Here is a 16,709-nt window from a genome sequence, read left to right as displayed (position 1 = left end):
CTATGTTATTTAAATTATCACGTCATAGTATGAAAAAGATGTTAAAAGATTATATGGTTTTACTTATTGGTCTCGTTATTAGTATTAGTATTTTCTACATGTTCCAAACGATGGCGATGAATAGTGAATTTACGAAAGATAATAGCCTAATTAGTAGTATTAGACTCGTCTTTTGGGTAGGTGCAATACTATTATCTTTCATTACTGTATTTTATATTATATATGCCAACTCTTTCTTGCTCACGTTAAGAAGAAAAGAACTCGGTATGTACATGATGCTTGGTGCGAAAAAGAAAAAAGTAGCACAGTTATTATTTATTGAAACATTCGGTATGGGGATTGTAAGTATTATTATCGGTATTGTAGTAGGGATGTTACTTGCAAGTGTAGCAGGAAACTTTTTAATGAATGGAATGGAAATTTCAGCAAAAGGTAGTTACGCATCTGTATACACACCAGCAATTTTAGTTACAGCTATTTTCTTCTTAATACTATTTTTCATTACTGGCTTAATGAACAGCGTCCGATTGTTACGTAAAACTGAACTAGAGTTAATTCGTGAAGATGAAACACTAGATGAAGTGAAGAAAAGTAAAACTCGCATTATTATAATGACAGTACTTGGTGTATTACTGGTAAGTACAGGGTACTATTTTATAATCAATGTAAAAATATATGCTGAATTAGGTTTTATTATAGCAACCATCGTTACAACACTTGGCACATATTTTATCTTTAGTTCATTACTCCCATTTTTTGTGATGAAAATTAAAGGGAATAAAAAACGAAATGAAATTGGTCTAAATAGTTTTACATATGCACAGCTACGCTTTCGAGTAAATAGTTTATCGAGAGTATTAGGTACTGTAGCGATGTTAATTGCATTAGGAGCAGGTGCGATGACTGCAGGTATGGCGTTCCAAAAAAATGTAGGTATTATGACAGACTTTTCTCGTGTATATGATGTTGTAATTCATGATCCGAATGATCAAGACAAAGCGGCCTTGAAAGAAATGGAAATTGTTGAAGAGAGCAATTACAAATATAAAGTAGATGGAGAAGCGGTTTATTATTTACGTAACGACTTAACTGCGAAACCACCACTTGTTTCAGACCATTTTGATACAAAAACTTTAAAAGAGCCTGTTCGTAAACGTGTGACTGAACCTTTAACTGAACCTGTATATTCAGCTTTAGAGGCTCCTGAATTAGCAAAATTCCCTCAAATGCCAAAGGATTGGGAAGACGCAGTTGTAAGAGAGATACAAATTACGCATAATCAATTTAGCGGAAAACCAGTAAGAATTGCAGACGAAGAGCATTATAAAGGGATTCAAGGAACAGAACACACTGTAACATTAGCAAAAGTAGATGATATGAAAAAATATAAACCGTTATTGATCGAAATAGACAAGAGACAAAAAGAACAAATTGAAAAAGCAACAGGTGCAAAGGTAGACTTATTTACGAAAATGACAATTTATCAGTTTATGAACAGCTTCATGAGCGGAACAATGTTTATGGGATTTTTCCTCGGAATTGCCTTTTTAGCAATGATGGCGAGTTCCCTTATGTTCAAAATATTAACAGGTGCTTCTCGTGATGTACGCCGTTATGAAATGTTACGAAAAATCGGCGTAAGACGTAGTATGTTAACGAAAAGTATATATAAAGAAATTTCATATTTATTTATCTTCCCAGCAATCATTGGCATCTCTCACGTTTTAGTGGGGCTTAACTTATTCAGCTTTATATTAGTTGATCCGTTTGTAAAAGTGTGGGTGCCAATAGGAATCTTCTTAGTCATTTATTTCATCTATTACTGGATAACTGTTCAACTTTATAAAGGGATGGTAATGCCGAAAGAAGAGGTAGCTAAATAGTTTATGAAAAGAGTCCTTGTTTTGAAAATAGGGCTCTTTTTATGTTTTTTATAAAGAAGGAAAAGATTGATAATGGTCGAAAAACATAATGTTATTTCCAATAAATTACTAAAATGATAATGTTTTATTAAGAGAAACGACCCGAAGTATGAAAGAAATGCTACAGTTATTTCGAAACAAAGTGTATGCACGTTTTTTCTAGGGAATATTTTAGAGCGACTTAGTTCTATGATTGCTGGAATTATTCTTTCTATAGAGAGATAGAAAGAATAAAAAAGATAGCTGAAGACAAATTGTTTTCAGCTATCTTTTTTGTTTAATTTAGTGATGTCCAGCTAGTAGAGTAAACGCTATTATTAGGAGAAAACCACTAGTTGCCCACATTAGAAATGTAAGGAAAGAGAGCTGTTTCTTAGCTTTCCAAAGCATTTCATGAATTGTGACATATCCAAGTGAACCAATAGCACTTCCCATAATGAGGCCTTGCAGGTGAAGAGCTTTTCCTTCCATCAAAATTCCAAAAACCGTACCAGTACCGAGAATAAGAGAAAGTAATAAAGTCGTTAATAAAAAGGAAATATATTTATGCTTTGTAAAAAGAAATGGAATAATTAAAGCTAATCCTTCTGGAATATGGTGCACGACGATTGCTATTAAAAAGGGAATGGCAGAGTCATTATGATTTATAAAAGCTGTACCTAACGCAAATCCACTAGGTATATTATGAATAAATATAGCGAAAGAGAGAAAAAGGAAGGTTTGCCATGCTTGTTGATCTTTTTTATGTATCATTGGATGATGACAATAGTTATCTAATAAGCTCATAACTAAAATACCGATGGCTATACCAAGTATAGGCCCAATTATTTCATAGCTTGAAAATGTTTCAGGGATAATTTCAAGTGATAATAACCCGAATAAAATACCACCACATAATGCGTATAAACGATGCATCTTTTCTTCAATGAGTTGGCGTGTTGCTACTCCAACAGCACCACCTAACAGTAATCCACCGAACGAAAAAAATGTTACAATCATTGGGATCCATAAACGTTCCATAGTATCACACTCCGATTCTATTCCCTTATTTTTAGCTTACGAAAAATTAAGTTGGATTAGTCCAAGTAATTGTGTTTGAGTATAGAGAAAAAAGTAGTGATTCGTTATAATTTATATATTAAATTTAAGTGAGAAAATGAAAAGGGGAATTGGTTATGCAACAAATTAAAAAAATAGGAAACTCATTTTGGTATATGACACCAGTTTCTGAAACGGATAGACCTATATTAGGAATGGTTGTTGGAAAAGAAAAAACTTTAATAATTGATGCAGGGAATTCAGAAGAACATGCACAATTATTTTTAGAAATGTTAAAAGAACAAAATGTATCGAATCCTGATTTTGTAGCACTAACGCATTGGCATTGGGATCATATTTTTGGATTATCTGTATTACGGAATGCATTAACTATTTCGCACGCTGAAACGAAAAAAGAAATGCAGGCAATAGTATCTTATGAATGGACAGATGAAGCGTTGGACGCACGCGTAAAAGAGGGTACTGAAATTGAATTTTGTGCGGATTGCATCAAGAAAGAGTTTGAAGAAAAAGCGAGAAATATTAACATTATTCCTCCAACCTTAACGTTCCAGGATCAAATGGAATTAGACCTTGGTGAAGTGACCTGCGTGTTAAAACATGTGGGCGGAGATCATGCACATGATTCTGTTGTTATGTACATAAAAGAAGAAAAGATATTGTTTTTAGGAGACTGTATATATGCAGATATTTTTTCTTCGAAGTGGAACTATACGACGAAAAGAACGTTTAAATTGATAGATGAATTAGAGAAATTTGATGCTGAGACATATATTCTTTCTCATGGGGAAGCGATAAATCGAGAGGAGTTTTTACAAGAGATTCGTATGTTAAAAACAGTAGGAACTTATACAGAAATTCATAAAGGCGATGAAGAGAAGATAAAGGCAGTGTATAAACAAGAACTAGATAGAGAATTAAATGAAGATGAGTTAGAAACAATAACGTATTTTGTCAATGGTTATGAAATGAATAATCAATAAGACACTACATTAATCCAATATAATTAAATTGCACAAAAAGAGTATTGAAATTTAATTCAATACTCTTTTCAATAGTTAAATATGTAGTTTCAACTAAATTCTAAATATAGGGGTTCATCGTCTGAAGTGATTTTATTCTATTTATTTTTCGTATAGATAGTGGTTCAAGTAGAAGCTTTCTTTGCTAATTCAGTAATATATTCAAAGAATACATCACGTTTTACATCATAAACGACATTTACAGGTCGTCCATCAGCAGTTTCCTCTGTACGCCCCTGGCTTGGTCCATATGTATGAACGATACTATTAATCGTTTCAGTTTTTGCAAGGCTAGTGTTTCCGACAAGCGCGGTAGTTAGTACATCCCATAAATAATAAGTAGAGTTCGTTGAGAAGTGAACGAGAGGGGGGACCATTGCATAGCATTGACCAAGGAAATCCATACCAATATACTTTCGTTCTTTTGCCCACTGTTCACGTATGTTTATAGTTAACGGAACTTGGTTTGTACTTTCTAGTGTCACTAAGTCGATTTTAATTTTTGCATCCCATACACGAGCCACTGCTTCAGGGTCCCAAAACGAATTCCACTCAGCTGTTCCATCATGCTCTGGTTCATGTACATTGCCTGCTGTAAGAAATGTACCACCCATCCAAACGAGACGTTCAATTTTATCTTCGATTATGGGAGCTTCATATAATGCACGAGCAAGGTCAGTTAGGGGCCCAGTAAATAATAAAGTTGTTTTTCCTTCCGTTTGTAGAAGCGTTTCTATTAAATGATGATGCGCGGGTTTTGTCACCACGGGTGTTACAACTTTTCCAGACTCATTTAAAATTGGTAGAGCATCTACATAAAATGCATGCATCCGCCAGTCTTTTGGAAACGGGTTTTGCCCGCGAGAGTTTGAAGCGGCTACTGCAATATTACCTTTGCCGAAGCGATCGATAATTTTACGACTGGCAGACATTGCGGGTTCTAAATAGCAGTCTGCTGGGATAACAGATACACCGGTAAGCTCAACGTTTTCCATTTGAAGTAATAAAAATAATGAAATTAAATCATCTACGCCGCCATCATGATTGAAGTACACTTTTTTCTTCATTGTAATCTCCATCCTATATGATTTAGTTAGAAATTAAATATGAATTGAGGAGAAGTCATCAATAATTTCCACCACTTCAATTTCTCCATTAATCAGTAGCTCAGGAAGTTCATTTCTAATATTTCCTTTCCAATACTCTCTAGCTTGTTCGATTTTTTGAGAAAAAGGAATACCATCTTCTTTTGGTAAAAGATTCCCGTCACCTTCAAAAGAACTTCCGATTACTTGTAGTTTAACAATCTGTAAAACTTCTCGATTGTAAGAATCAAATAATGCTTTCCATTTTAAAGCATCTTCATAGCTTTTTGCAGCGTATAAACAAGATAATCTGGAAGGATATTCAGGGAATTCTTGTAGTCTAACCATTTCTACAATTGTTTCTCTAGCTGCTCTAATTGTTTGATCCATATAACTCATGACTACTTTAGCATTTTCATTATTTATATGTAATTCGTTATTTTTATAGTGTTTATTTAAAATTTGTATGCCATCTTCACCATTAGCATTTAATTGTTCTCTTTCAAAAAAGAAGTGATATAGAGTATTGTGTTGATTTTTGTTAAAAGGAATGATTTGTCCGATATGCATTTTTTTCTTTGTTACGATATGATATACGAAAAATCCTTGTTCATTCATGGTTATCCTCCTAGTAATAATGTAATGCAATGTTAAATTTAGTAATTCAACATTGAAATATATAAAACCTTTATAAGTAAAAGTGAGAATTTGAGTTGAAAGTAAAGAAAATACATGAAAACGTTTTAAATTTGTTCACAAAATGTTCACTTACGAAGGGGGTTTCAATATCGATATAATGACAAAGACTCAAAGAGAAAGGATGATGAATTTTGCCAACAACAAGAAAAGAAAACCTCCAATTTGGTATGATGATGTGCCTTGGGATGGTTATCGTAATGACGTTTTACAATTTACTAATGAATGAAACAGGAGGACCAATTTATACTAAAGAGATTGCATTAGAACTATTAATTGGCTTTATTATTGCGCTATTAATTGAAATATGTATCGTTGGACCTTGTGCGAAAAAAATTGTATTCATGTTGCCATTTGATAAATCTAAGAAAATAAATATTATCGTTGCGATGGCGACAACTATGGTAATCGGAATGGTGTTCTTTATGTCATTTTTCGGTATGGCTATGATGCATTTACATGGTGGACTACAAGGAGCTTCATTTGTTTCAATTTATTTTTCGATTTTTATTAAAAATTTCATAATGGCATATCCATTACAATTAATTATTATGGGACCGCTTGTACGTTTCTTATTTGCAAAGTTTGTTATGAAAAAGAAATCTTTTAATGTAGCGTAATTCAAATTTATAAAATTTTATATATAAATAATAAAGATAAACACATCTCGCATTTTTGAGGTGTGTTTTTTGTTCATTCCAAGTTATTTTCATAGTGATGTGACATTTGTCCTTTTGCCATTATAGGATTATAGCTTTTAATTAAGTCAGAAATAAAAGATGAGGAGATGATTTTTTGAAAGGTATTATATTTGCTGTTTTTGCGGGGATATTTATAACACTTCAAGGAACCTTTAATGCGAAACTTAGTTCACATATCGGTATATGGTCGACAAGTATTATAACCCATTTAATTGGATTCCTTATTGTAACAACTGTATTTTGGTTAAAGAAAGAAGAGAAAGTAACAGATTTAAAGAGTGTGAAAAAAGTATATTTAGCAGCGGGTGCATTTGGTGGATTCATTATTTGTGCAGAAACGATGGCGATATATTCACTAGGAGTTACATTGACAGCTGGCACACTAATGGTTGCTCAATTGTTAACGGCAACAGTTATTGAAATGAAAGGACTGTTTCATATAAAAAAGATACAGATGGAGAGATATCATATTGTGGGAACAATAGTAATGATTATAGGTATTGTTGTATTTAATATGTAAATGAAAGGAGAAATGAATATGGAGGATAAATCAGGTTTAATTACGCATTATTTGAGAACCAATAAAACGCTCGAGATTTTTTCAGAAATAGATACAGTTTATTTTCAATTAAATCACTTTGAAAAAGGCGAGCTTATTTGCAATATAGATGACGAAATGGATCGTTTATATTTTGTTGTTAAAGGTAAAGTAAAAGTTTACACGATTACACCTGAAGGGAAGAAACTAATCCTTCGCTTTATCAATCCATTGGCCATTATTGGTGATATTGAATTAATTCAAAATAGCAAAGCACATAATGTCGTTGAAGCTTGTTCAGATGTTGTAGCAATCTCTATTTCTAATACGGTTATTAGAAACAAGTTATTACATGATCTTATATTTATGAAGTTCTTACTTGAAAACATTGCCAACACGTTAAAAATATCGACTCGTTTTACTGCTCTTAATTTACTTTATCCTGTAGAAGTACGTGTAGCTAGTTATTTGCTTTCAATTTCAACAGATAGTAACGGGAATATGTATAAAGGGGATTTGGATGCAACTTCAGTAACGAGTATTGCAGACTTTATAGGGGTAAGTTATAGGCACGTAATTCGGGTATTACAAAGATTTTATAATGATAAATTAATTGAAAAGAGTAATGGAGTTATTGTCATTAAAGATTTTTCTAGAATGAAGGAAGTCGCTAAAGATAATATATATGAGCAATGAAAGGGAGAGGAAGATTTTGATTGGATTTAGTTTAGCTATATTAGCAGGAATATTAATTAGCTTACAATCTGTTTTTAATGTAAAAGTAAATGAAAATGTAGGACAGTGGTTAACGACTACATGTGTCCTTGGAATAGGTCTCATTAGTTCTATTCTATTTTATATCATTACAGAAAACAGTATTAACATTAAAGTGTATACTACAAATTATTTGTTTTATGTAAGTGGACTGTTTGGCATCGGGTTAATTATTTGTATAATGGGTGCAATAAAGAGCTTAGGTCCAGCATATACGGTGCTAATTAGTCTTATTACTCAATTGGTCGTTGCGTTATGCATTGATACATTCGGATTATTTGGAATGGAGAGTATTCCATTACAATTAAATAAATTAGTTGGTATAGGTTTATTAATTGTGGGAGTAGGAATTTTTAAAAATCTATTTTTGAATAAGAAAGCTATTAGAATAACCGAGGATGAGATTTAAAGGTTATAAGGATGTTGATAATCAGATTATAGATGTTTATGTAGTGGGAATACATTTTATATATGTCTCTGTTAGTGAAGGGTCTATATATATTCGATAAAAAACGTGAATTAGCTATTAGTGTAGTTGAAAAGAAGACGTCAATAAGTTAAGGTCTTCTTTATGTATTGTTCTGAAGTTATCAGAACTTAAGTATAAGGGAATGGGAAGTGGTTTAAGTTAAGAAGAATATGCCCGAAAATAAAATATTACTTAACATATATAACTAATGAATGCAATGTCTTTTTCAGTTATTAAGTTGTAAATCATTTTATGATAAAATCTTTTACATAATTTAATAAAGGGGTAGTTTTCAATGGGTTATTTCTCAAATGGTTTATTAGTTTTGTTTGTGCTAATCGTATGCAGTTGTATATTTTTTGGTTGATAATATAATGAGAGTCTTATATAAAAGAAGTTATCTTAAGTGAGATAACTTCTTTTTATTTTATATTGAGAAGGAATTCTATCTTTCTTATTGAAGTTTGTTCTAGTTATTTTTACATCGATCAGATTTGTGTAAAGGGAATTTTATGAAATATAAACAAGCCAGAGAATAGGGAGTATTTACATGGAAAATAGTATACGCCACACAAGTGAACATCCTACAGATTTTAATGGATTATTATCCTTATACGAATCTTTAGGATGGAATTCTCTTAAATTAAAGGTTAACGAGTTAGAACAAATGTGTAAGCAAAGTTGGTATGCAATTTATGTTTTTGATGATAAGAGGTTAGTAGGGATGGGGCGTGTCATATCAGATGGAGTCATAACAGGCATTATTTGTGGAGTTGGTGTATTGCCAAAATATCAGTCTAGTGGCATCGGAAAAGAAATAGTGAAACGATTAATCCAGCACTGTGAACAAAACAAGGTTATTCCACAACTTATGTGTGTAGAAAAATTGCAATCTTACTATGAATCTATAGGGTTTGAAGCATTCTCTATTGGGATGACAAAACATATTATAAGATAGAGGTGCTTTATCCCGCTATTTGCCGGGCAGTAAAACCCCCACGGATTAAAGTTTCACTTTATATTTTCAGTTTACTCGTACATATTTTCAAACTTCAGTATAAAGGAGAATGGCTGTATGGAGATTGCTAAAGAGATAGAAATGTTACAACTTGAATTTCAAGAATTTGTTATTCATCCAATTCTTTTATGGGATGATGAAATGGCAGTATTAATAGATACGGGTTTCCCAGGACAAATTGAAGATATACAAGTAGAGATGGAAAAGGTTGGGGTATCATTTGATAAGTTAAAAGTCGTGATTTTGACGCATCAGGATATTGATCATATAGGTAGTCTTCCGGAGTTGTTGCAGCGCTGTGGAAATAATATTAAGGTTTATGCGCACGAATTAGATAAGCCATATATTGAGGGGGATTTGCCTTTATTGAAGGATGGAAATGTAGAGAACCGACCAAAAGGAAAAGTGAGTGATACTGTGATTGACGGGCAAGAACTTCCGTATTGCGGTGGAATACTAATTCTTCATACTCCAGGGCATACTCCGGGTCATATTAGTTTATATTTGAAACGAAGTAAAATTCTTATTGCAGGAGACTCTATGTATAGTGTGAATGGGATGTTAGGAGGAATTCACGCCCCAACAACTATAAATATTAAGGAAGCAAAGCAGTCTTTGAAGAAGTATTTAAATTTACATATTGAATCTGTAGTTTGTTACCATGGGGGATTAAGTAAGGAGAATATAAATGTTCAACTTCAAAATTTGTAAAGTTAAAATGGAGTTTTTTGTTAAGTGACGTTGAAGTATAATCTGATTATTAGTATATAAATAAATTATAAAAGAGCATGTTTGAAAAAATTAAACATGCTCTTTTATTAAAGTAAATCAGTTTAATATGAATGACCTAACCCATTCCAATAAAAAGAAACGATTTTTTGTGCTAATTCATCTATATTTGCAAGAATAGGATTGTGATTCTCATCTTTAAAATTCCCAATTGATAATAAAGATACGAAAGCATGAGCCGCAAATGTAGCGTTTCCTTTCGGAATTTCTCCGATGTGCATCGCAGTATCGAGTGCTTTTTCTAGTACTTCATACATATTATCTTCAGCATTTTTTAATTCTTTCAATTGTTTTTCAGATAACGACAGTTTTGCATCTTTCATAAAATTTTTCATATCAATATCCATCGTTGCGTGTAAGTAAACTTTAGCGAAGTCTAATAATCTTTCTTCTAACGTTTTGTTTGTAGAGAGTATTTGAGACATATTTTCGCGTATACGTACCATCATTTCGGTCATAGTAGCGGTAAATAAATCGGCTTTTGTTGAATAGTAATAGTAGACAGTTGCTTTCGTAACACCACAAACTTTTGCGACCTCATCCATAGAAACGACTTGATAATTTTGTGTAAGAAATAAGCGGGTTGCCACTTCTAAAATGGTTTCTTTTGTAGATTTTGTATTTTTATTTTGACGCGGCCTTCCGAGAGGACGTTGTTTTTGTTCCAAATACATTCGCTCCTGACATTTATGATTGAGATAATTATAACATAATTTTCAATCATTCTTGATTAATTAACCGACCAGTATATATAATTAATAATGGAGGAAAAAAGGAAGGTGGGTTTTTATGAAAAAGCACCCGTTACATATGTTAGGGAGGCTTGTAGCAGGGAAAAATACGCAATGGATCACTTTATCGGTGTGGGTTCTTATTACATTATTACTTTCATTTACGTTACCACAAGTAAACAGTACGAAAGAACCGAATCCAAAAAATTTACCTGAAACAGCTATGTCACAGCAAGCGGAAGCGCTTATGAAAAAAGAGTTTCCGAATAATGCAGGGAATCCGTTGTTAGTAGTATGGTATAGAGATGGTGGATTACAGTCACAGGATTATAAACTCATACAAGACGTTTATAAAGAGTTAAAAGCTAGTCCTTTAAAAGAACAATCAACGTTACCGCCATTTGATACAATTCCAGAGCAAGTATTATCAAAAAGTGCATCAAAAGATGGTACATCATTTGTTACACCGGTATTCTTTAATAAATCTGCTGGTACGGATATATTAAAAGGGAATCTGGAAAAAATTGGAAAAATAGTGAATGGTAAGGTGGATGAAGATCCATTTAAACAAAAAATAAGTGAATCTGGTTTACATGTTCGATTATCTGGGCCTGTAGGTATTCAAACGGATGCAGTTAGTTTATTTAGTCAAGCAGATGTGAAATTGTTAGTGGCTACTGTATTATTAGTCTTGGTCCTATTAATTTTGCTTTACCGTTCGCCAATTTTAGCAATTTTACCTATACTTGTTGTTGGCTTTGCATACGGTATCATTAGTCCTACACTCGGTTTTTTAGCTGATCACGGATGGATTAGAGTAGATGCCCAAGCAATATCAATTATGACAGTATTATTGTTTGGTGCTGGAACGGACTATTGTCTATTTTTAATTTCGAGATATAGAGAGTACTTGTTAGAAGAAGAAAGTAAATATAAAGCATTACAACTTGCGATTAAAGCTTCTGGCGGTGCAATAATAATGAGTGCGTTAACTGTTGTACTTGGATTAGGAACATTACTACTTGCTCATTATGGTGCCTTTCATCGATTTGCAGTACCATTTAGTGTTGCTGTATTTATAATGGGAATCGCGGCTTTAACCATTTTACCAGCACTATTATTAATTTTCGGTAGGATTGCATTTTTCCCGTTTATACCGAGAACAACTTCAATGAATGAGGAGTTTGCAAGAAAGAAAAAGAGGGCTGTAAAAGTTGAAAAATCAAAAGGCTCCTTTAGTAAAAAACTTGGAGATGTAGTAGTACGAAGACCGTGGACAATAATTATGCTAACTGTGTTTGTATTAGGTGGATTGGCTTCGTTCGTACCACGTATTCAATACACATATGACTTATTAGAATCGTTTCCAAAGGATATGCCTTCTCGTGAAGGGTTTACGTTAATTAGTGATCATTTCTCAGCTGGTGAACTAGCACCAGTAAAAGTGGTTGTTGATACGAAAGGAAAAGAGCTCCCTATTAAACAAGAACTAGAGAAATTTTCTTTCGTAAATACAGTGAAAGAGCCAAAAGAGGGAAAAGAAAATAAGCAAATACAAATGTATGAAGTTTCTTTAGCGGAAAATCCATACTCAATTGAAGCGTTAGATCAAATTCCTAAATTGAAAAGTAATGTAGAAAAAGTATTAAAAGATGCTGGGATTCGTAATACTGAAGATCAATTGTGGATTGGTGGAGAAACAGCTTCATTATATGATACAAAGCAAATTACTGAACGTGATGAATCAGTAATTATTCCAGTAATGATTAGCATTATCGCTTTACTATTACTTGTCTACTTACGATCGGTTGTTGCGATGATTTATTTAATTGTAACTGTCGTTTTATCATTCTTCTCAGCGTTAGGAGCAGGATGGATATTGCTTCATTACGGTATGGGAGCGCCGGCCATTCAAGGTGCGATACCGTTGTACGCATTCGTATTTTTAGTTGCTTTAGGTGAAGATTATAATATCTTTATGGTTTCAGAAATATGGAAAAACAGAAAGACACAAAATCACTTGGATGCAGTAAAAAATGGTGTAATACAAACAGGTAGTGTTATTACATCGGCAGGTTTAATTTTAGCAGGAACTTTTGCAGTGTTAGGTACACTTCCAATTCAAGTATTAGTTCAATTTGGTATTGTAACTGCAATTGGCGTATTACTAGATACGTTTATCGTAAGACCGTTACTTGTACCCGCAATTACAGTTGTGTTAGGCCGATTTGCTTTTTGGCCAGGTAAACTTTCAAGAAAGAGTGAAGAAATACAAAAGGTGGATGCATAGTTAAAAAAGCCAAGGATATTTTCCTTGGCTTTTTCAATGTAGTTAATTAATTTTTTGAAGTCAAATCATCAGCTGCAGCGTGATCAGCATCTTCAATTGTTGTTTCGGGCATTCCGTATAAGCCGTTCATTGCTTGTTCTTCGATAGTAAGGTTTGCAGTATTATTATTTTGAATAGATGTAGTGTTTTCAGTAACATTTTCTTTTTTATTCATATTTTTGTTATTCATGTATGTATCCTCCAAATTTCATTTGATTTATCTATAGTATGTGGATGGATTTCCAGAAATATGTGAATTGATTCTTACATATGTTATATAATTAAATAAATAATTATGGTGAAATGTACACTGTTAGGAGTGAACAATTATGGTGAAAGCAAGGGAATTAGCCTTCTAAAATAAAAAGAAAATTTTAGGAGGCTATTAGAATGAAGTTCCATGTAATTGATAGAGAAGATTGGAATAGAGAGCAGTATTTTGAGCATTATTTAAAGTTGAAATGTACATTTAGTATGACTGTGAATGTTGATATCACGATGTTATTAGAGGAAGTATATCAAAAGGGAATAAAATTTTATCCCGTTTTTATATATTTAATTTCTAGAGTAGTAAATAATCATAAAAAATTTCGAACATGTTTTAACGATGAAGGAGTTTTAGGCTATTGGGAGGAAATGATACCGAATTATACAATCTTTCATAAAGATGATAAGTCTTTTTCAAGTATATGGACGGATTATTCAAGTGATTTCCGCACTTTCTATAAAAATTATGAAGACGATATGAGATGCTATGCTAATGTTCATGGTCTTTTCACGAAAGAAAATATTCCGCCTAATGTATTTCCGATTTCTAGCATACCTTGGACTAGTTTTACTGGATTTAATCTTAATATTAATAATGATGAAAAATTTCTATTGCCAATTATAACTTGTGGGAAATATTTTAACGAAGGAAATAAGGTTATGCTACCAGTTTCATTGCAAGTACATCATTCGGTTTGTGATGGATATGATGCGAGTCAATTTATAGAAGATTTACAGCAGTTAAGTAATACTTGCAACGAGTGGCTTAAGTAATATCTAATTTTTAATTATATAAAGTGAAACTTTAATCAGTGGGGGGGTTCAGCCCTCACCAATCGGGCGTTCACGGGCAGCAGGGCCCCACCTAACTTCTTTGCTTTTGCTGAATTTTGAGGTGGGGGTCTTACTGTCCGGCAAATAGCGGGATAAAATTGAAAATGAATAAAAGAAGAGAACATGTTGATATTACATGGTCTCTTCTTTTATTCATTAATACTAAGTAATTGTGGAAAATATAGGGTGATTTGTAGTTTAATAGTAAAGAGAGTGATTAGTATTAATTTTCTTTGTTTTTAAAAATTTAAGGATATAAATGTTTTAATAGGGGGGAATAAAGTGAAATTCTTAAGCATTGAAAAAGATGAAATCTTAATTGGGAATATGGCAAAATTGTATTGTAAAGTATTTGAGAAAACAAATTTCAATGAAATGATCGAGCGAATGAATAGGCATATAGAATATACAGGTTTTAAAGGTATAGTAGCAATAAATGATGAAAATGAAGTAGTTGGCTTTACTTATGGTTATCGCTCAATGGAGGGACAGTACTATAATCAATTAATGAGAGAAGCGTTACATCTAGAGCAAGTAGACGAATGGTTACAAGATTGTTTTGAATTTGTAGAGTTAGCAGTTCACCCACAATACCAAAATGAAGGTCTTGGAACGAAATTACATAATAAATTACTAGAAGGGCTTTCAAATAGAACAAGTGTTTTAACAACACAAATAAACAATGAAAAAGCACGTTCGTTATATGAAAGATTAGATTGGGTAAATGTATTAGAGCCATTTCATCCAAGTAAAAATGATGTTCCATATATAATAATGGGAAAAGCATTAAAAATAAAAGTGAATTGATAATTATGGAATTCACAATAGTTGTTGGTTTGTAATAATGAAAGGGAAAACAACAATGCTATCTATAGAAAAAGCTACAATTTTAGATGCTGAGAAATTAACAGAAATAATGAAAAGAACATTTGATGCAGAAGCAAAACAATGGCTATACGGCCAAGATAATGTCATTGATTATAACATTCAACCGCCAGGATATTCTTCAGTTGAAATGATGGAATATTCCATTGAAGAATTGGATTCTTTCAAAGTTGTCATGGATAAAGAAATAATCGGAGGGATAATAGTTACGATTTCTGGTAAGTCGTACGGTCGAATTGATCGTATTTTTGTAGATCCTGTTTATCAAGGAAAAGGAATTGGATCACATGTTATGAAATTAATAGAAAAGGAATATCCGAACATAAAGATTTGGGATCTCGAAACATCTAGTAGACAAATTAACAATCATCACTTTTATAAAAAGATAGGTTACCAAATGATTTTTGAATCGGAAGATGAGTATTGTTACGTGAAAAGAATAAAAACAAGCTCAAACAAAGAGAGTGTAGTTACAAATAAAGATATGAAAAATAGTCAATACGAAAACTGTAATTTAGCAAATACAGAGTATTATCAAGTGAATTTAAAAAACAGTTCATTTGTTGGTAGCAATATAATGAATACGAATATGAGTAATTGTAATGTAAGTCAATCAAAGTTTAGGAATATAAATTTTAGAAGGTCATCATATGCAGATTTAAATCTTTCTGGCAGTAAATTTAATTTGGTGACTTTAGGTGGAGTGCAATTTAAAAATACAAGTCTCGGAGATGAGAAGGAACCTATTGTATTCGATAAATGTGATTTGGAAGGTAGCACCATAAGTAATAGTAATCTGAAAAATATTGAAATAGAAAATTGTGATATAGTCGGCATGAAACTAAATGGTATTCTGATTGAAAATTTGCTTAATTTATATAACAAGGTGAAAAGTTAACCATATCCATATAGTTGTTAATCTTTTAGGAAAATAAGTATTATATCGAAATAATTATGTGAAAATGACATAAAGAAATACGAGTGAGAAGGTCATTCATACACGTTTCTAGAATACACACAAACAAATATATTGTTATTTATATGGAGGAGAGAAAGATGGGGATCAACGTTAGAGCAGTAGAAATACAAGATGCTAGAGCAATTCATCGTATATGTATACAAGATGAAGTTTTACCGTATATGGTTTTCTTACCTAGCATGCGTGTAGACGCTATGGAAAATAGAATTCGAAATTTAGCACCAAATCAATTTGAATTTGTTGCAGAATATGATGGAGAAATTGTTGGGTTTGTAGGTTTAACACAAAGTCCGGGACGAAGATCTCATTCAGGCGATTTATTCATTGGGGTCGATAGTGAATATCATAATAAAGGGATTGGGAAAGTACTTCTTACGAAGATGCTTGATCTGGCTGATAATTGGTTAATGTTAGAGAGAGTAGAACTAGGTGTGTTAGAAACGAATTCAAAAGCAAAAGCTTTATATGAAAAATTTGGATTTGTAGAAGAGGGAGTAAAGATAGGGAATTTGAAAGCTCAAGGAAAGTTTATTAATGAAATTATGATGAGTCGTTTTAGACCGGATGGTTTAATTGTACATAATTAATAGTTAAAAGCATGACAGTATACT

General features: G+C 32.4%; 18 protein-coding genes and 1 pseudogene. 14 read left to right on the top strand and 5 right to left on the bottom strand.

Annotation, left to right across the window (positions count from 1 at the left end; all coding sequences use genetic code 11):
• Nucleotides 1-2 precede the first annotated feature (2 nt).
• Nucleotides 3-1,883, top strand: a complete 1,881-nt coding sequence (locus N2V92_RS23510) for an FtsX-like permease family protein (RefSeq protein WP_016077758.1) — start codon at nucleotides 3-5, stop codon at nucleotides 1,881-1,883.
• Nucleotides 1,884-2,031: 148 nt separating this feature from the next.
• Nucleotides 2,032-2,132: pseudogene (locus N2V92_RS23505) on the top strand (MFS transporter); the annotation flags it as partial.
• A 72-nt stretch (nucleotides 2,133-2,204) separates the two neighbouring features.
• On the opposite strand, the gene N2V92_RS23500 reads toward N2V92_RS23505, so the two are convergent.
• A complete protein-coding gene (locus N2V92_RS23500) occupies nucleotides 2,205-2,942 on the bottom strand; it encodes a ZIP family metal transporter (RefSeq protein WP_000440612.1) in 738 nt (245 codons plus the stop codon).
• 155 nt (nucleotides 2,943-3,097) lie between these two features.
• On the opposite strand from N2V92_RS23500, the gene N2V92_RS23495 reads away from it, so the two are divergent.
• Nucleotides 3,098-3,964 (top strand): MBL fold metallo-hydrolase, encoded by an 867-nt coding sequence (locus N2V92_RS23495; protein WP_016077757.1) that lies wholly within the window; start codon nucleotides 3,098-3,100, stop codon nucleotides 3,962-3,964.
• 164 nt (nucleotides 3,965-4,128) lie between these two features.
• On the opposite strand, the gene N2V92_RS23490 is transcribed toward N2V92_RS23495, so the two are convergent.
• Together N2V92_RS23490 and N2V92_RS23485 are read right to left on the bottom strand one after the other, a co-directional pair.
• Complete coding sequence (locus N2V92_RS23490; protein ID WP_074789562.1) at nucleotides 4,129-5,082, bottom strand: nucleoside hydrolase; 954 nt, start codon at nucleotides 5,080-5,082, stop codon at nucleotides 4,129-4,131.
• A gap of 21 nt (nucleotides 5,083-5,103) precedes the next feature.
• Nucleotides 5,104-5,706, bottom strand: coding sequence for a DUF2441 domain-containing protein (locus N2V92_RS23485; protein ID WP_001005235.1), 603 nt, complete (start codon nucleotides 5,704-5,706; stop codon nucleotides 5,104-5,106).
• A 212-nt stretch (nucleotides 5,707-5,918) separates the two neighbouring features.
• On the opposite strand from N2V92_RS23485, the gene N2V92_RS23480 reads away from it, so the two are divergent.
• The 6 genes from N2V92_RS23480 (at nucleotide 5,919) to N2V92_RS23455 (ending at nucleotide 9,995) form a co-directional block, all read left to right on the top strand.
• A complete protein-coding gene (locus tag N2V92_RS23480) occupies nucleotides 5,919-6,404 on the top strand; it encodes a hypothetical protein (protein ID WP_016077755.1) in 486 nt (161 codons plus the stop codon).
• A gap of 175 nt (nucleotides 6,405-6,579) precedes the next feature.
• Nucleotides 6,580-7,005, top strand: coding sequence for a DMT family transporter (locus N2V92_RS23475; protein WP_016077754.1), 426 nt, complete (start codon nucleotides 6,580-6,582; stop codon nucleotides 7,003-7,005).
• 18 nt (nucleotides 7,006-7,023) lie between these two features.
• Nucleotides 7,024-7,719 carry a Crp/Fnr family transcriptional regulator gene (locus N2V92_RS23470; RefSeq protein ID WP_016077753.1) on the top strand — a complete coding sequence of 232 codons (696 nt, stop codon included), beginning with the start codon at nucleotides 7,024-7,026 and terminating at the stop codon, nucleotides 7,717-7,719.
• Between the two features lie 16 nt (nucleotides 7,720-7,735).
• Nucleotides 7,736-8,206: a DMT family transporter gene (locus tag N2V92_RS23465; protein WP_016077752.1), complete on the top strand. Its 471-nt coding sequence runs from the start codon at nucleotides 7,736-7,738 to the stop codon at nucleotides 8,204-8,206.
• A 610-nt stretch (nucleotides 8,207-8,816) separates the two neighbouring features.
• Nucleotides 8,817-9,224, top strand: a complete 408-nt coding sequence (locus N2V92_RS23460; RefSeq protein ID WP_000431723.1) for a GNAT family N-acetyltransferase — start codon at nucleotides 8,817-8,819, stop codon at nucleotides 9,222-9,224.
• A 117-nt stretch (nucleotides 9,225-9,341) separates the two neighbouring features.
• The gene (locus N2V92_RS23455) at nucleotides 9,342-9,995 is read left to right on the top strand and encodes an MBL fold metallo-hydrolase (RefSeq protein WP_000401466.1); all 654 of its coding nucleotides are present in this window, start codon (nucleotides 9,342-9,344) and stop codon (nucleotides 9,993-9,995) included.
• Between the two features lie 122 nt (nucleotides 9,996-10,117).
• On the opposite strand, the gene N2V92_RS23450 is transcribed toward N2V92_RS23455, so the two are convergent.
• Nucleotides 10,118-10,741: a TetR/AcrR family transcriptional regulator gene (locus N2V92_RS23450; protein WP_016077751.1), complete on the bottom strand. Its 624-nt coding sequence runs from the start codon at nucleotides 10,739-10,741 to the stop codon at nucleotides 10,118-10,120.
• Between the two features lie 121 nt (nucleotides 10,742-10,862).
• On the opposite strand from N2V92_RS23450, the gene N2V92_RS23445 reads away from it, so the two are divergent.
• The gene (locus N2V92_RS23445; RefSeq protein WP_042597975.1) at nucleotides 10,863-13,094 is read left to right on the top strand and encodes an MMPL family transporter; all 2,232 of its coding nucleotides are present in this window, start codon (nucleotides 10,863-10,865) and stop codon (nucleotides 13,092-13,094) included.
• A 46-nt stretch (nucleotides 13,095-13,140) separates the two neighbouring features.
• On the opposite strand, the gene N2V92_RS23440 is transcribed toward N2V92_RS23445, so the two are convergent.
• Nucleotides 13,141-13,323, bottom strand: coding sequence for a DUF4021 domain-containing protein (locus N2V92_RS23440; RefSeq protein ID WP_001060657.1), 183 nt, complete (start codon nucleotides 13,321-13,323; stop codon nucleotides 13,141-13,143).
• Nucleotides 13,324-13,523: 200 nt separating this feature from the next.
• Here N2V92_RS23440 and catA point away from each other — a divergent pair, with 200 nt between their 5' ends.
• The 4 genes from catA to N2V92_RS23420 all read left to right on the top strand — a co-directional run bounded on the left by catA (nucleotide 13,524) and on the right by N2V92_RS23420 (nucleotide 16,685).
• Nucleotides 13,524-14,174 (top strand): type A chloramphenicol O-acetyltransferase, encoded by a 651-nt coding sequence (gene catA, locus N2V92_RS23435; RefSeq protein ID WP_000668530.1) that lies wholly within the window; start codon nucleotides 13,524-13,526, stop codon nucleotides 14,172-14,174.
• Between the two features lie 342 nt (nucleotides 14,175-14,516).
• Entirely contained in the window at nucleotides 14,517-15,041 is a 525-nt protein-coding gene (locus N2V92_RS23430) for a GNAT family N-acetyltransferase (RefSeq protein WP_000670761.1), read from the top strand.
• 37 nt (nucleotides 15,042-15,078) lie between these two features.
• Nucleotides 15,079-16,017, top strand: coding sequence for a GNAT family N-acetyltransferase (locus tag N2V92_RS23425; RefSeq protein ID WP_003309472.1), 939 nt, complete (start codon nucleotides 15,079-15,081; stop codon nucleotides 16,015-16,017).
• 158 nt (nucleotides 16,018-16,175) lie between these two features.
• On the top strand, nucleotides 16,176-16,685 hold the full coding sequence (locus N2V92_RS23420; RefSeq protein WP_016077749.1) for a GNAT family N-acetyltransferase: 510 nt from the start codon (nucleotides 16,176-16,178) through the stop codon (nucleotides 16,683-16,685).
• Nucleotides 16,686-16,709: the final 24 nt, after the last annotated feature.

The sequence above is a fragment of the Bacillus sp. CH_48 genome, from assembly GCF_038008465.1.
Lineage (GTDB): Bacteria > Bacillota > Bacilli > Bacillales > Bacillaceae_G > Bacillus_A > Bacillus_A thuringiensis_S.
The sequence above is the reverse complement of the archived record's forward strand: the minus strand, read 5'-3'. Positions and strand labels throughout refer to the sequence as shown.

Excerpts from the sequence above, each read along its gene's own strand:
- N2V92_RS23490 (WP_074789562.1), bottom strand. The coding sequence starts at position 5,082 with ATGGAGATTACAATGAAGAAAAAAGTGTACTTCAATCATGATGGCGGC.
- N2V92_RS23495 (WP_016077757.1), top strand. The coding sequence starts at position 3,098 with ATGCAACAAATTAAAAAAATAGGAAACTCATTTTGGTATATGACACCA.
- N2V92_RS23485 (WP_001005235.1), bottom strand. The coding sequence starts at position 5,706 with ATGAATGAACAAGGATTTTTCGTATATCATATCGTAACAAAGAAAAAA.
- N2V92_RS23470 (WP_016077753.1), top strand. The coding sequence starts at position 7,024 with ATGGAGGATAAATCAGGTTTAATTACGCATTATTTGAGAACCAATAAA.
- N2V92_RS23420 (WP_016077749.1), top strand. The coding sequence starts at position 16,176 with ATGGGGATCAACGTTAGAGCAGTAGAAATACAAGATGCTAGAGCAATT.
- N2V92_RS23455 (WP_000401466.1), top strand. The coding sequence starts at position 9,342 with ATGGAGATTGCTAAAGAGATAGAAATGTTACAACTTGAATTTCAAGAA.
- N2V92_RS23425 (WP_003309472.1), top strand. The coding sequence starts at position 15,079 with ATGAAAGGGAAAACAACAATGCTATCTATAGAAAAAGCTACAATTTTA.
- N2V92_RS23500 (WP_000440612.1), bottom strand. The coding sequence starts at position 2,942 with ATGGAACGTTTATGGATCCCAATGATTGTAACATTTTTTTCGTTCGGT.
- N2V92_RS23460 (WP_000431723.1), top strand. The coding sequence starts at position 8,817 with ATGGAAAATAGTATACGCCACACAAGTGAACATCCTACAGATTTTAAT.
- N2V92_RS23440 (WP_001060657.1), bottom strand. The coding sequence starts at position 13,323 with ATGAATAACAAAAATATGAATAAAAAAGAAAATGTTACTGAAAACACT.
- N2V92_RS23445 (WP_042597975.1), top strand. The coding sequence starts at position 10,863 with ATGAAAAAGCACCCGTTACATATGTTAGGGAGGCTTGTAGCAGGGAAA.
- N2V92_RS23510 (WP_016077758.1), top strand. The coding sequence starts at position 3 with ATGTTATTTAAATTATCACGTCATAGTATGAAAAAGATGTTAAAAGAT.
- catA (WP_000668530.1), top strand. The coding sequence starts at position 13,524 with ATGAAGTTCCATGTAATTGATAGAGAAGATTGGAATAGAGAGCAGTAT.